At 44.7% G+C, this 13,746-nt stretch carries 11 protein-coding genes and 1 other annotated feature; of the genes, 6 read left to right on the forward strand and 5 right to left on the reverse strand.

From position 1 onward, the window contains the following. Positions 1 to 7: 7 nt before the first annotated feature. A complete protein-coding gene (locus tag A8709_RS32055; protein WP_065858973.1) occupies positions 8 to 928 on the reverse strand; it encodes an aldo/keto reductase in 921 nt (306 codons plus the stop codon). Positions 929 to 1,049: 121 nt separating this feature from the next. On the opposite strand from A8709_RS32055, the gene lepB reads away from it, so the two are divergent. Next, positions 1,050 to 1,592, forward strand: a complete 543-nt coding sequence (gene lepB, locus A8709_RS32060) for a signal peptidase I (protein ID WP_065858975.1) — start codon at positions 1,050 to 1,052, stop codon at positions 1,590 to 1,592. Positions 1,593 to 1,678: 86 nt separating this feature from the next. Here the strand turns inward: lepB and A8709_RS32065 are convergent, their stop codons facing one another. Both A8709_RS32065 and A8709_RS32070 read right to left on the reverse strand, forming a co-directional pair. Next, positions 1,679 to 3,271 (reverse strand): MDR family MFS transporter, encoded by a 1,593-nt coding sequence (locus A8709_RS32065; RefSeq protein WP_279615914.1) that lies wholly within the window; start codon positions 3,269 to 3,271, stop codon positions 1,679 to 1,681. A gap of 86 nt (positions 3,272 to 3,357) precedes the next feature. Next, positions 3,358 to 3,786 carry a MarR family winged helix-turn-helix transcriptional regulator gene (locus A8709_RS32070; protein WP_065858977.1) on the reverse strand — a complete coding sequence of 143 codons (429 nt, stop codon included), beginning with the start codon at positions 3,784 to 3,786 and terminating at the stop codon, positions 3,358 to 3,360. Between the two features lie 211 nt (positions 3,787 to 3,997). Beyond that, positions 3,998 to 4,253, forward strand: a binding site (T-box leader). A gap of 70 nt (positions 4,254 to 4,323) precedes the next feature. Between A8709_RS32070 and pheS the strand changes: the two genes are divergently transcribed. The 5 genes from pheS to A8709_RS32095 all read left to right on the forward strand — a co-directional run bounded on the left by pheS (position 4,324) and on the right by A8709_RS32095 (position 12,520). Next, positions 4,324 to 5,358, forward strand: coding sequence for a phenylalanine--tRNA ligase subunit alpha (gene pheS / locus A8709_RS32075; RefSeq protein WP_065858979.1), 1,035 nt, complete (start codon positions 4,324 to 4,326; stop codon positions 5,356 to 5,358). Between the two features lie 25 nt (positions 5,359 to 5,383). Next, positions 5,384 to 7,876 carry a phenylalanine--tRNA ligase subunit beta gene (gene pheT, locus A8709_RS32080; RefSeq protein WP_065858981.1) on the forward strand — a complete coding sequence of 831 codons (2,493 nt, stop codon included), beginning with the start codon at positions 5,384 to 5,386 and terminating at the stop codon, positions 7,874 to 7,876. A gap of 94 nt (positions 7,877 to 7,970) precedes the next feature. Beyond that, positions 7,971 to 10,403: a cell division protein ZapA gene (gene zapA, locus A8709_RS32085; RefSeq protein ID WP_065858983.1), complete on the forward strand. Its 2,433-nt coding sequence runs from the start codon at positions 7,971 to 7,973 to the stop codon at positions 10,401 to 10,403. A 6-nt stretch (positions 10,404 to 10,409) separates the two neighbouring features. Further along, positions 10,410 to 10,964, forward strand: coding sequence for a CvpA family protein (locus tag A8709_RS32090; RefSeq protein WP_279615910.1), 555 nt, complete (start codon positions 10,410 to 10,412; stop codon positions 10,962 to 10,964). A 926-nt stretch (positions 10,965 to 11,890) separates the two neighbouring features. After that, a complete protein-coding gene (locus tag A8709_RS32095; protein ID WP_065858985.1) occupies positions 11,891 to 12,520 on the forward strand; it encodes a transposase in 630 nt (209 codons plus the stop codon). A 127-nt stretch (positions 12,521 to 12,647) separates the two neighbouring features. On the opposite strand, the gene A8709_RS32100 is transcribed toward A8709_RS32095, so the two are convergent. Beyond that, positions 12,648 to 13,037 (reverse strand): cupredoxin domain-containing protein, encoded by a 390-nt coding sequence (locus A8709_RS32100; RefSeq protein WP_065858987.1) that lies wholly within the window; start codon positions 13,035 to 13,037, stop codon positions 12,648 to 12,650. A 175-nt stretch (positions 13,038 to 13,212) separates the two neighbouring features. Next, positions 13,213 to 13,581: a phage holin family protein gene (locus tag A8709_RS32105; protein WP_065858989.1), complete on the reverse strand. Its 369-nt coding sequence runs from the start codon at positions 13,579 to 13,581 to the stop codon at positions 13,213 to 13,215. Positions 13,582 to 13,746: the final 165 nt, after the last annotated feature.

Here is a 13,746-nt window from a genome sequence, read left to right on the forward strand (position 1 = left end):
CTTCTGTCTAGGCTTTCCAAGCTTGCGGATGATTATCGCTGATCAGTTCAGTTGCCGCGGCATTCGCAATAACCTGCGCCGGGTTTTTGCAACCTGGGATGACGGATGTGACAGCATCGTGTTTCAAACACCAAGCAAGGGCCCATTTGGCCATATCCATGCCTTCAGGGACTTCATTTTGCTGGATGCGCTGAACTTCTTCCAGCTTCTGTCTAACACTGTCCGCGTCGTGACGATGACGAACGTCCGTATTGCTGAATACGGCACCCGGCTTGTATTTTCCGCTCAAATATCCGCTAGCGAGCGGCACACGGGCTAGAACGCCGAGATCTTGATCGATACAAGACTGGAAGACCTGCTCTTCTGGTGCACGATCCAGACGGTTGTAAACAACTTGAATTGCTTTGGAATTGACTTTGCTAGATGCTGAAGTCTGATGGATATTGGCATTGCTGCCGATGGAAGTGCCCAAGTGACGGATTTTACCTGCTTGAACTTGTTTATCAAGGGTTGTCCAGAGATCATCATTATCAAACATCGCATCTGGCCCGGAATGGAATTGGTATAAGTCAATGTAGTCTGTATGTAAAGCTTGAAGCGAAGCATCAAGTTGCTTAATGACAGATTCGCTGCTGAACTCATCGGTCCGTGAGAACAGATCGTGGAAATGATGGCCGAACTTCGTTGCAACCACCCATTTGTCACGGTCGCGGCGAGATAAATAATTACCGATAAAGGACTCCGACAAATGATCGCCATAGCATTCAGCCGTATCAATGAGATTGATCCCGAGATCAGCCGCTTGATCCAGAATCGCATCAGCCTCAGCTTGGGTATACGTTAATCCCCATTCTCCGCCAAATTGCCAAGTGCCAACGCCAACGATGGACACTTTTAGGTCCGTCTTACCAAGTCTACGATATTTCATCTAGTACACTCTCCTTTTTTAAGTATCCAATTTCATTATACAACAAGATTTTATCTTTTCTTAATGCAAGCAAGCAATAAATAGGTTACGTTGGTAAGAGCCCATATTGGGGAACGAAAGGATGTTGATTCTATTGATCAAGAAGTACTTGCTTAGTCTGTTAAAAGAATGGGTACCAACGATCGCATTCGCTCTCATCATCGCACTTGTGGTCAACACGTATATAGCGCAAGCGATGACGGTTCCGACGGGTTCCATGCTGCCGACCATTCAATTGAAAGACGAGCTTATCGTGGAGAAAATGAAGCCTTTAACTGATTTTGAATTTGGTGACATTGTTGTTTTCTGGCCTCCGCTTGAAGGAAATAAAGATCGTTATGTCAAGCGTCTTATCGGGCTTCCTGGGGATACCATTGAGATCAAGAACGGGGCCCTTTACCGCAATGGTGCCAAAGTAGACGAGCCTTATGTGCAAACCCCAATGACCTACACGTACAACAAGATAACCGTACCCGAGGGCAAATACTTCTTCCTAGGGGACAATCGTAATGACAGTTATGATTCCCATTTATGGCCGACGACACCTTTTGTAGCTGAAAAAGATATTATTGGCAAAGCAGTGTTCCGCATTTTTCCGTTCAGTTCGATGGGGACGATTGATTAGATCAGCCTTAATATCATGCGTGACACATAGCTAGAAAGAAGATGATAAAAGCTCCCAACCTCGTAGGAGGAAGGGAGCTTTTTGATTTACACCATATGAGCTGGCATTTGGTTCTCGTCTTCGCCATCGCCTTCGGTTTTCTTCGCTTTACGATCGGAAACTTTAATGTTCCCAACGAACAGCGTAAGAATGGCACCGAGAATAACGAACACAAGACCATAGATAAATACTTGATGAAGCGAAGATACGAGCGCATCTTTGATAATTGGCAATTTATCTATCAATTCTTTTGGCAATTTGGCCATCGCCTCAGGGCTCAATAGAGAAGAATACAAGGATTGAGGATTCTTATGAATCATATCAATCAACGGAGTCCCAACTTCCGCGGGGAACTGTTTTACAACGGGCTCAAGGTTTTGTTCGAGCAAGATCGTTGATTTGTGGTTCATGATCGCGCCTAGGATGGTCATCCCGAACGTACCACCAATTTGACGGAAGAATTGGCTTGAAGATGTTACAACCCCAAGCTCTGATTTCGGGAAGCTTTCTTGTAGAGCAAGGGTTAGAATTGGCATAACAAGCCCCATTCCTAAACCGAGAAGAATCATATAGCTGGATGCAATCAACTTCGTTGTTGAGATGCCCATTGTGCTTAAGAAAATGAAGCCTACTGCCATAACGATCATACCCATTAGCATTTGTCTGCGAACACCGATTTTTTGAATCAGTTGACCGGACACTACGCTGGCAATAATCATCGTAATCATGAGCGGCGTCATAACAGTACCAGATGCAGATGCGCTGATACCGACGATACCTTGCATAAACAGAGGAACGAACATAATGGCACCGAACATACCGACAGCCATCAGGAAGCCTACACCGTTAATGGTGGAGAAGGTTCTATTTTTGAACAAACGAACAGGAAGAATTGGTTCTTGTGCTTTACTTTCAATAAAGACGAAAGAAACTAAAGATACAACAGCTAATACAAATAGACCAATAATTTGCCAAGAACCCCAAGGGTAATCTTTACCGCCAAATGTTAAAGCAAGAAGTAAGCTCACAACCCCAACGATCATGGTAATAATACCAGGAACGTCAAATTTAACTTTACCCGTCGATTTATGCTTAGGCAATGCGATTGAGATCAAAATGACAGCTAGAACACCAACAGGAAGGTTGATGTAGAACACCCAACGCCAGTTCCAAGCATCAACGATCCAACCACCCACTTGGGGTCCGATAACGGAGGATAATCCGAAGATAGCCCCGAAAACACCTTGCCATTTGGCACGTTGTTTACCCGTAAATAAATCCCCGATAATAATCATAGCCATCGGCATCATAATACCGCCGCCTAGACCTTGTAGACCACGAAATAAAATAAGTTCAGTCATGTTTTGAGACAATCCGCACAGGGCCGAAGCACCGATGAAGATGATTAAACCTGTGACATAAATGACGCGGCGGCCTATTAAGTCAGCCAGTTTACCTGCGATGGGCACGATAACGGTTGAGGTCAGCATGTAAGCTGTCGTCAGCCAAGTCATCAGTCCAAGACCACCGAATTCACCGACAATACGAGGCATTGCTGTTCCTACAATCGTCCCGTCCAGTGCGCCGAAGAGCATGGCGATGATCAAACCGGTGAGCAGTAACCCCCGATTCTTGAGCACCGGAGATGCTGCCTCAGCAAGATCTTTGGGAGATGCTGCTTTTTGAATGTTTTCCACGTGTTTCACTCCTTAGATGTAATATAAAATTAATAAGATGAAGTAAACTTTTCAAATGCTTCTACGAAAATAGACAACTCTTTCGGTGGAAGCTGTGATAAACCGCGGGCAATGATTTTTTTCTGAACTTCATTGGCCTGTGTTAGGACAGCGGTTCCTTCAGGGGTGTTCTCAACAAGCACGATCCGTCGGTCCGTTTCATGGTGTTTACGTATAACATGCCCACTTTGGACGAGTCGATCAATCATCACCGTAATGGCACTGGGTTTAACGCCTAATTTATCGGCAAGATGGGATTGTTTGGGTGTATTTTCCTTAGAAATCATCGCTAACATGAATAATTGTGGAGCTGTTAACTCAGAATTGAGTTCACTGAGAACACTATGCGAAATTTTGCGATGAGCTAACTCAAATGTTGCGCGGAAGCGATTGGTAAACTCCGTCAATTCCTCTTCCAAATCATAACCTCCTTGCAAATGCGAATTGTTAGAATTATCTAATAATTAAACATTCTAATAATTAAATGAAGAAACATTTAAACTGTTTAAGTAAAATATAAACCTGTCGGTAGGTGAAGTCAATAGGTGATTTCTGAAATTTTCAGAAAAGCGGGTTGCGTGCACTTGCATATCCTTTGTATCTTGCATATAATAACTGGTACATATACGTGGAAATGCTTTGACGGAGAAGAGTACGCAGTGCTTCTTGACAGGGAGGGTAAGCCGAAGATTGAGAGCTGACCCCGAGAATCAGGCTGTGGAAGTTCGCTCCCGAGCAGTCCTTTGAACAGAAGCGTTAACATAGCTTCTCAGTAGGAGGAACCGGACACATCGTCCGTTATCTGGAATGAAGTGAGACTCGTTTATTTGGCAACTGTACATAGACGATTCTAATTAGGGTGGTACCACGGCTTTTCGTCCCTTGCGAGGGAGCGGAAAGTCTTTTTTTGTGTTTTCATTTATGGCGAGAAGAGGCCTAATTCAGGAGGGATTTCGATGAAAGAGCGGTTAGAGGCTTTGAAGCAGGAAGCGCTGCAAGAGCTTAGCGGCGTTTCGAGTCAGCAGGAGCTGAACGATCTAAGAGTTAAGTATTTGGGTAAAAAGGGACCGTTAACCGAGGTTCTTCGCGGTATGGGCGCGCTGAGCGCAGAAGAAAGACCCGTCATCGGCCAAGTGGCGAATGATGTTCGTGCAGCGATTGAAGCTGTGATTGAAGAAAAACAAGCAGCTTACACGATGCAAGAAACGGAAAATAGACTTCGCGCAGAAATGATCGATGTTACTTTGCCAGGACGTCCATCGCAACAAGGTGCTGTGCATCCGTTAAGCAAAGTCATTCAAGAGATTGAAGACATTTTTATCGGGATGGGCTACACGGTAGCTGAAGGTCCAGAGGTTGAGCAGGACTATTACAACTTCGAAGCGTTGAACCTGCCGAAGGATCATCCGGCTCGTGATATGCAAGATTCGTTCTATATTACAGAGGAAATTTTGATGCGTACACAAACTTCCCCTGTTCAAGTAAGAACGATGGAGAAGCGTAAAGGTGAAGTTCCGATCAAAATCATTTGCCCAGGTAAAGTATACCGCCGCGATGACGATGATGCGACTCACTCCCACATGTTTACACAAATCGAAGGCTTAGTGATTGATCGCAACGTGCGGATGAGTGACCTCAAAGGTACTTTGCTTCAATTTGTGCAAGAAATGTATGGCCCACAAACAAAAATCCGCTTGCGTCCAAGCTTCTTCCCATTCACAGAGCCTAGCGTTGAGGTTGATGTGAGCTGTGCGATGTGTGGCGGCGAAGGCTGTCGTACGTGCAAGCAAACAGGTTGGCTTGAAATTCTCGGAGCAGGTATGGTTCATCCGCGCGTTCTTGAAATGGGTGGCTATGATCCGAAGGAGTACACAGGCTTTGCATTCGGGATGGGCGTTGAGCGTATCGCCATGTTGAAATACGGCATTGAAGACATTCGTCATTTCTATACCAATGATTTGCGTTTCTTAAAGCAATTTTTACATGTGTAAGCACTAGGAAAAGGAGGGTATAAGCATGAAAGTTTCATATCAATGGTTATCTGAATACGTGGATGTAACTGGCTTCACAGCCGAGGAATTAGCTGAAAAATTAACCCGCAGCGGTATCGAAGTGGATATCGTCGAGGATCGTAATAAAGGTGTATCTAACGTTGTTGTCGGATTTGTTAAGTCTCGCGAGAAGCACCCAGACGCTGATAAATTGAGTGTATGCGTGATTGACGCAGGACAAGGCGAAGACTTGCAGATCGTGTGTGGAGCTAAAAATATTGATGCTGGACAAAAGGTTCCTGTCGCTATGATCGGTGCCGTCCTTCCGGGCGGACTTGAAATCAAACGCGCTAAGCTGCGCGGCGTAGAATCCCAAGGGATGATCTGCTCCGCCAAAGAGCTAGGATTGAACGATAAGCTGCTTCCGAAGGAAATTCAGGAAGGCATTCTCGTTCTGCCTGAGGATACGGAAATCGGCAGCTCTATTCTTGATGTGTTGGCCATCAGCGATAAAGTGATGGAGCTGGATCTGACCCCTAACCGCTCCGATTGCCTAAGCATGCTCGGTGCGGCATATGAGATCGCGGCAATTCTTGGCCGCGAAGTAAAATTGCCTGATGCGGAAGCTGAGCTGCAAGCAGCTGGTGCTGCTGGCGTGAAGGCCGCAGATCGCATCAGCGTGAAGATCACAGCGACTGAGCAGTGCACGCACTACGCGGCTCGCCTGATCGAAGGCGTACGCGTGGGCACTTCTCCGCTGTGGATCCAGAACCGCTTGATGGCGGCGGGCATTCGCCCCATCAACAACATCGTGGACATCACGAACTTCGTGATGTTGGAATACGGCCAGCCGCTGCACGCGTTCGATGTAGAGCAGCTGAATAATGGTCACATCGATGTACGACTCGCTGAAGCGGGCGAGAAGCTCGTTACACTTGACGATGTGGAACGTACGCTAGAGCCGCACATGCTGCTCGTGACGGACGGCACAAAGCCTGTAGCGATCGCTGGCGTTATGGGCGGCGCTAACTCGGAAGTGACAGATGGCACTTCACGGATCCTTCTGGAATCCGCGAAGTTCGCTGGCAGCTCTGTCCGCCGCACATCGCGTCAGTTAGGTCTGCGCTCGGAAGCGAGCCTTCGCTTCGAAAAAGAAGTGAACCCGGAAGCGGTGCTTCCCGCGTTGAACCGTGCTGCTGCGCTGATTGCGCAATACGCAGGCGGTAAAGTCGCTGACGGCATCGTCGAAGCCGTTACTGGCACACACAAGTCGGTCAGCATCGAGCTTGCAGCTGACCGCGTGAACAACTACCTCGGCACAGCTCTTACGTTGGCCGAGATGGGGCAAATCCTTTCGCGCTTGCATTTCACATTCGAGCAAGCAGGCGAAGGCAAGCTGCTTGTTCATGTGCCGAGCCGCCGCGGAGACATTACACGTGATGTCGATTTGATCGAAGAAGTAGCACGCCTCTTCGGCTACGATAACATCCCGACAACCTTGATGACCGGTGTTACAACGCCAGGGTCACTGTCTCAAGAGCAGGCGATCCGCCGGATTACTCGGAATATTTTAACCCAAAGCGGACTGAACGAAGTCATTACGTATTCCTTCACGAACCCGCGCACACATGGCGGCTCAAGCGTCGAAACGAATCCGCAATCACAAGTAGACGCCATTCCTGGTCTATACCCGGCAGCGAAGCCGATCTCACTAGCGATGCCAATGAGCGAAGACCGCAGTCAATTGCGTACGAGCATAGTGCCACATCTTCTAGATGTCGTTAGCTATAACCGTAACCGTACGATGGATGATGTCGCCATCTTCGAAATCGGCAAAGCGTTCATCACGAATGAAAATGCGCTTTCCACATTGCCAGAAGAGAAACTGCTGCTGTCCATTGTATTAACAGGCAAACGCCGTCAAGCACACTGGGCACAGAAGTCTGAAGCAGTTGACTTCTATGATATTAAAGGTATTTTCGATCGTTTGGTTCAATATCTTGGCATTAAAGGTCTTACGTATACATCGGCAGCATTAGAGGGCTTTCATCCTGGTCGTACAGCTGAAATTCATCTTACTTCTGCAGAAGGATCTAAAGTCATTGGCCGCATTGGTCAATTACACCCGACTGCGCAACAACAGCGTGATTTGGATGATACCTACGTACTTGAAGTGGAGCTTTCACCGATTTTGGAAGCGGCAGGCGATGAGATTGTTTATAAATTGCTTCCACGCTATCCGTCCATCGGACGTGATATCGCCGTTGTTGTTAATTCGAGTGTTCCAGTAGGGCTTATGGAGCAAGCAATTACAGACGTTGCCGGCGAATTATTGGAATCCATTCAGGTTTTTGATATCTACACGGGAGAACGTCTAGGGGCTAACCGCAAGAGCGTAGCTATCGCACTTGTATACCGTCACACAGACCGAACACTCCTTGATGAAGAAGTCACAGAACTCCATGCCAAAGTTGTGTCAACTCTTGAACAACAATTTGAGGCAGAGTTAAGAAAATAGTGTAACTTTCCTTCTAGGTTGCAGGAATATAGGCTGGTCTTATCGAAATTATTCTCGATAGGACCAGCCTTTCATCTTAAGGGAGGATTTTAACGTGACAACTGAAGATAAAACAAGAATTACTGTTGATATATATGGACACCAATATAAACTTAAAGCAGCAGATACAAGCACCAATCATATGAAGCGTGTTGCCGAATATGTGAATGATCAGATGTTTCGCATCGCCAAAGGTTACCCGCGCCTAGATTCGCAGCGGATCGCTGTTCTAGCAGCTGTGAACATGGCAGATGAGTGCTTCCGCATGAATGAAATTTTGGAAGAGCTCAGCAAAGTCCAGAAAGAACAAGAAGCGACCAAAATCGCCTATGAGAAGCTAACCACACGTTATTCTGAATTAAAACAAGAAGACGACAAGAATCAAGCATTACTGACTGAACAGAATGGCAAACTGCAGCAACTTGTGGATCAAGATAAACAACAAAAACAAGAAACACTTAAAGCTAAACAGGAACACGAGCAAGCTAAACAACAAATGCTGCAAATGAAACAGCAGCTTGAGCTGAGCAAACAACAGATCGAACAAGCCAAACAACAACAAGTTCAATCTAAACAACAGTTGGATCAGGCTAAACAACAAGCGGAGCAAGCTAAACAACAACTAGATCAAGAGAAACAACAGCAACAAAAAGTGAAGCAACAGTTTGATCAAGAGAAACTACAGCAACAGCAAGTCAAACAACAGCTAGAACAAGAGAAACAACAACATCAAGAAGTGAAGCAACAATTAGATCAGGAAAAGCAACAACATCAAGAAATTCAACAACTGTTAGATCAGGAAAAGCAACAACATCAAGAAGTTCAACAACTGTTAGATCAGGAAAAGCAACAACATCAAGAAGTTCAACAACTGTTAGATCAGGAGAAACAACAACATCAAGAAGTTCAACAACTGTTAGATCAGGAGAAACAACAGCAACAAGAAGTGAAACAACAGCAACAAGAAGTGAAGCAACAATTAGATCAGGGGAAACAACAGTATCAAGAAGCGAAGCAACAGATTGAACAGGGGAAACAGCAGCAACTGCAACTTAAACAACTTTTAGATCAAGAGAAACAACAACATCAACAAAGCAAACAACAGCTTGAGCAAGCTCGGCAACAAAAATCTCAACAAATACAAAAGTTAACAGAGCAGCACAAGGTTGAACTTGCAGCAATTGCAGACCTGCAACGTAGTGAGAATGAAAACTTATTGAAAAAGCTCCAAGATGAGAAAAATGCACTCATTCAGCAACATATTCAAGATAAAGAAATTGCCGACCTACAGCATCAAGAAGAGCTAGCCGTTCTTTCTCAACAAAGCGGTTCAGACATTTCGGGAATCCATAAGCAGTATCAAACACAAATTGAATCCTTAAACAAACAACATCAAGCCGAACTATCCAGCTTGAAGCATGAGCATCAATCTCAACTAACAACCTTGCGAAATGAGCAACAATTAACGATTGAAACGATGCAAGAAGAGCACCAAGCTACAATAGCAAGGATGGTAGAAGAGCATCAAACCGAATTAGTAGCTCTTTCAGATAGTCATCTAAGTGAACTAGAGAGCTTATCAGAAGAGTACCAATTAGAAATGTCTGCGATTTCAGAAAAACTTCAGAATGAAAATGTATCAGCAATAGATGAGCATCATTTCGAAATAGCCTCACTGACAGAAAGCCATCAACATGAGTTAGCATCTGTTTCTGAACAATTTCAGGCCGAATTGGCGTCTATTTCAGAGCAACATCAGACAACAATAACATCTATTTCCGAACATCACCAAAATGAAGTAGCATCGATCTCGGAGCAGCATCAAATTGAATTGGCACTTATCATAGAGCGTCATCAGAACGAATTAGCATCCTTCAGCGGTAAACACCACAGTGAATTAGCCGCCAACGCGACTAAGCATCAAAATGAACTTGCAGCCATCACAAGTGGACACCAAGCTGAGCTTCATAGCATTAAACAACAGCATCAAGCTTTGCTAGAAGTCGCGGCAAGTGCGCATGAGGAGGATATTGACTCCCTCTCGATGTTGTATCAAGAAGAAGAAGAGGCGAAGCTGCGACGTTTTGAAGAAGAGAAGCGTGAGCTAGAAGGCCACTACCAAGAAAAACAATCATCCTTGCAGCAGCAGCTGGAAGAGCAGCAAATATCCTTCCAACAACAACTTGAGGAACAAAAAGCTTCCATTATTCATCACTATCAAGGACAAATAGAAGACTTATTGGATCAAATGCAAGCGGAGCGGGATGCACGGGCACAGCAGTTTGAAGATGAAATAGAACGTATTTTGTCGGAAACTCGACTTGAAAAAGAAGAACTCCTTCAGATGAATATGAACGACGAGGCACATCAGGAAGAGTTACATGCTGTGAAGGAAGAATACAGAAAATTACGTGAAGAATACGCTAAGCTACAAACCGAATATAACGAATGGATCGAGCTTATTGATGCTGACAGCCCAGTCGGGTAGCCTGTAGTGACACTGAATACACTTGATTATGTCTTAATGTCGATTATAGCGCTTGGGTTGCTCATTGGTTATTTCAGGGGATTTATTGCTCAAATTGTATCGATTGCGGGTATGATTCTCGCCTATCTAGTTGCTTTTTATTTTTACAAGGATGTTGCTCCCTTACTGAAGAACGCAATCTCATTACCAACTTATCAAAATTATCACAAATATGAGTTCATCGTTAAAGGGCTCAATGTGGATACCTATATCCTCAATGCTATCGCCTTCGCGCTCCTATTCTTCGGGGTCAAATTGGCCCTCATAATCATTGGGAGAGCGTTGAACATTCTCGCTAAAACCCCAGGACTCAATGCCATCAATCGGTGGAGTGGTGCATGCCTAGGGCTAGCGGAAGCTTTATTAATCATCGTAATCGCTGTAAATGTCATGACCATCATTCCCTCTGATGGCTCCCAAAAGCTTTTAAAAAGCTCATCTATCGCTCCCTATTTGATCAACGAGTTGCCACAAGTAGCAGGTAAGCTCCATGACCTGTGGAAACAGGGAATTTCCTTATAGAAACTGCCTTCTTTCGTGTTGAAAGAGGCAGTTTTTATTGTTATTTTGGTGGTGTACGCTCCTGGGGGAGGCAAGTATCTGATGAAACCAATTTTCTGAGGTATCTACAAAAGTAAAGTAAGAAGCCTGCAGCCCTAATCGCTTTAATTCACGCCCTGCGTCCAGAACTGCCAATCGCCTCGGGTACCATGAGCTAACGGCTATCGCATTTGTCGAAAATTGCAACTGTCACCGATAAAGCAGCGTCCAGAACCTGCCAATCTCTCTCGGCACCTCGATCCCTCGGCTATTACACACTCGAACGTTGAAATTATCACCGATACAGCAACATCCAGAACCTGCCAATCTCTCTCGGCACCTCGATCCCTCGGCTATTGCACACTCGAACGTTGAATTTATCACCGATAAAGCAGCGTCCAGAACCTGCCAATTTCTCTCGGCACTTCGAGCTCTCAGCTATTGCAGTACTCGAACGTTTAAATTATCACACCGATCAATCAGCGTTAAGACCTGCCGATCTCCCTTGTCTCCTCGACCCCTCGGCCATTGCCCCCTCGAAAGTTGCAACTGTTAATCGCTAAAGCAACGTCTAGAACACGCCAATTGCCCGGTACCTTGAGCACTCTGCATTTGCCGCCTTCGACCGTTGCAATTGTTAATTGCCAAGCCAGCAGCCTTCATCTCATCCCCATGCCTCCGCCGCCCGTAAGCCAGTTCCAATCTCTCAGCACCCAAATAAAGCTACCGATAGCCGTGTCATTCTTAATCTTTCCGCAGCCTCCTTAAATATAAATTGTAGATACCACAGAAAATGCATCTCATCGATATAGCACTATCCGACCTAGCAAAAATTCCTTTACATGGAAACAAATGTTCGATATAATATAAATATAGGAACAAACGTTCCGATCGAGGCGGTGCGTATTATGGAGATGTTACTTGTTGAATCTTTGGAGAATACGTTTCAAACTGAGGAAGATTGCGAGCAATTTTTGATTAAAAATCGCTGGTCTAATGGGTTCTTTTGCCCAAGGTGTGACCATCATATCTTTTATAAAGTGAAGACACGTAACTTGCTAGAGTGTAAAGAGTGTCGTACACAGATTTCGATCACGGCTGGTACCGTTATGCATAAATCTAAACTTTCTTTATTACTATGGTTCAAAGCCATTCGAATCATCTTACAAGATGAGATGACATACACTGTTGCAGCTTTTGCGAATCTACTTGGTGTGAATTATCGAACCGCTAGATTGCTGCTTGAGAAACTTCAATTCGCCTTAGAAAAGCGTTACGCACGTTCGCGTGAGCTTGCGAATCCAACAGAAGAAACGGAGATTCTGAATAATAGTGAAGAAGGTCTCAATGGGCGGAATAATAATATTAATAAGCATTCTGCTAAGAACATGAGGAATACGAGTGCTTTAGGAAGGTTTTTGTTTATGACAGCGAGGAAAGTAAAGCACACAACAGAAAATGTATTTAAAAAGTGGGGCGATGCGTTCTTCTCGGTGTATTTGTATCCCTATGTTTTGCGGTATTTTCAAGTCCGCTGAAGGGTGCGACAAAGATAATCTAAGGAATAAGAATAAAAATCACTATCAAAATATAAAAAATAGCCTCTTCACGTGAAAACGTAAAAAGGCTTTGTGGCTCATTGTATAAAATTTATGCTTCGTTAACTTATTCAACGATAAGTGTTGTTTTCATATCCGCGTGACCAGCACCGCACATGATGGAGCAATTGATTGGGAATGAACCTGCTTTGTCTGGTGTAAATGTGACACTTTTCTTACCATTGCTCAAGTTAATATTGAACTCTTTAATAGCTGCCCCATGAATGCCTTGCGAATTATCAAGTGTGATTGTGACGGGTTGGCCTTTTTTGACGTGGTATTCGGATTGATCGTATTTATAGTTGGTAGCTTTTAAAACGATTTGCTGTCCAGCTGCTGCGTCGGTAGAGGCGGCTGGCGTGGTGGTGGACTCGGATGATTTGGAATCTTTGTTTCCGCATGCTGTGATGGCAATGACAATAGCTAGTCCCATCATGAGAATGATTAGTTTTTTCATGGGTATAACCCTCCGTATACATAATGATTTCTCCATCATTGTACACGACCTATTACCAAAATACAGTGACAAACTAGTGAAACCACATAGAAAAGATCGGCCCGGCGAGTAGGAACGCTGCAGACCGATCTTTTTTTGGCTTTACCTGGGCTGTCAGCTATCGAAGCGGACAGTGTTATCGACGATCTTCTCTTCCTGAGATGCCCTGTTCGAAAGGGGTTTTAACAGGAATGAACAAGTCGATGATCCCAATGACTAAAGCGGCTAATATGGCACCTATCATGCTCGTAGATACATTGCTCACGATAAATTGAGCGGCCCAAATGACGAGCGCACTCACTAGAAAACCTACGATTCCTCTGCCAAATGGAGTGATTTGTTTGCCGAAGATGCCTTCAATGATCCAAGCAGCGATGGCAATGACTAGTGCTAAGAAAAAAGCACTCCAGAATCCACCGACCTTAAATCCAGGCACTAACCAACTCACAAACATTAAAACCAAAGCCGAAACAATAAACCTTACTAGATGTCCAAGAAGATGCATGTCGTGAACCTCCTTCTTTTTGTCTAGGAGTAGGAATCCTGCGACAAGAAGCGATTTTTAATGCAAGTTACTTGCAAGTTGCTTTGATCGTGACGATTTGCATTCCTTTGGCAGAGGATTAGATGCACAACTTAGTGTATCCAAAATTATGATATTTATGGTGGG

The sequence above is a fragment of the Paenibacillus pectinilyticus genome (assembly GCF_001700435.1).
Taxonomy (GTDB): domain Bacteria; phylum Bacillota; class Bacilli; order Paenibacillales; family NBRC-103111; genus Paenibacillus_E; species Paenibacillus_E pectinilyticus.

What these genes read in the sequence shown, in the direction of transcription:
- A8709_RS32055 (WP_065858973.1), bottom strand. Translation starts at nt 928, where the DNA reads ATGAAATATCGTAGACTTGGTAAGACGGACCTAAAAGTGTCCATCGTT.
- A8709_RS32095 (WP_065858985.1), top strand. Translation starts at nt 11,891, where the DNA reads ATGGAGATGTTACTTGTTGAATCTTTGGAGAATACGTTTCAAACTGAG.
- lepB (WP_065858975.1), top strand. Translation starts at nt 1,050, where the DNA reads ATGTTGATTCTATTGATCAAGAAGTACTTGCTTAGTCTGTTAAAAGAA.
- pheT (WP_065858981.1), top strand. Translation starts at nt 5,384, where the DNA reads ATGAAAGTTTCATATCAATGGTTATCTGAATACGTGGATGTAACTGGC.
- A8709_RS32100 (WP_065858987.1), bottom strand. Translation starts at nt 13,037, where the DNA reads ATGAAAAAACTAATCATTCTCATGATGGGACTAGCTATTGTCATTGCC.
- pheS (WP_065858979.1), top strand. Translation starts at nt 4,324, where the DNA reads ATGAAAGAGCGGTTAGAGGCTTTGAAGCAGGAAGCGCTGCAAGAGCTT.
- A8709_RS32105 (WP_065858989.1), bottom strand. Translation starts at nt 13,581, where the DNA reads ATGCATCTTCTTGGACATCTAGTAAGGTTTATTGTTTCGGCTTTGGTT.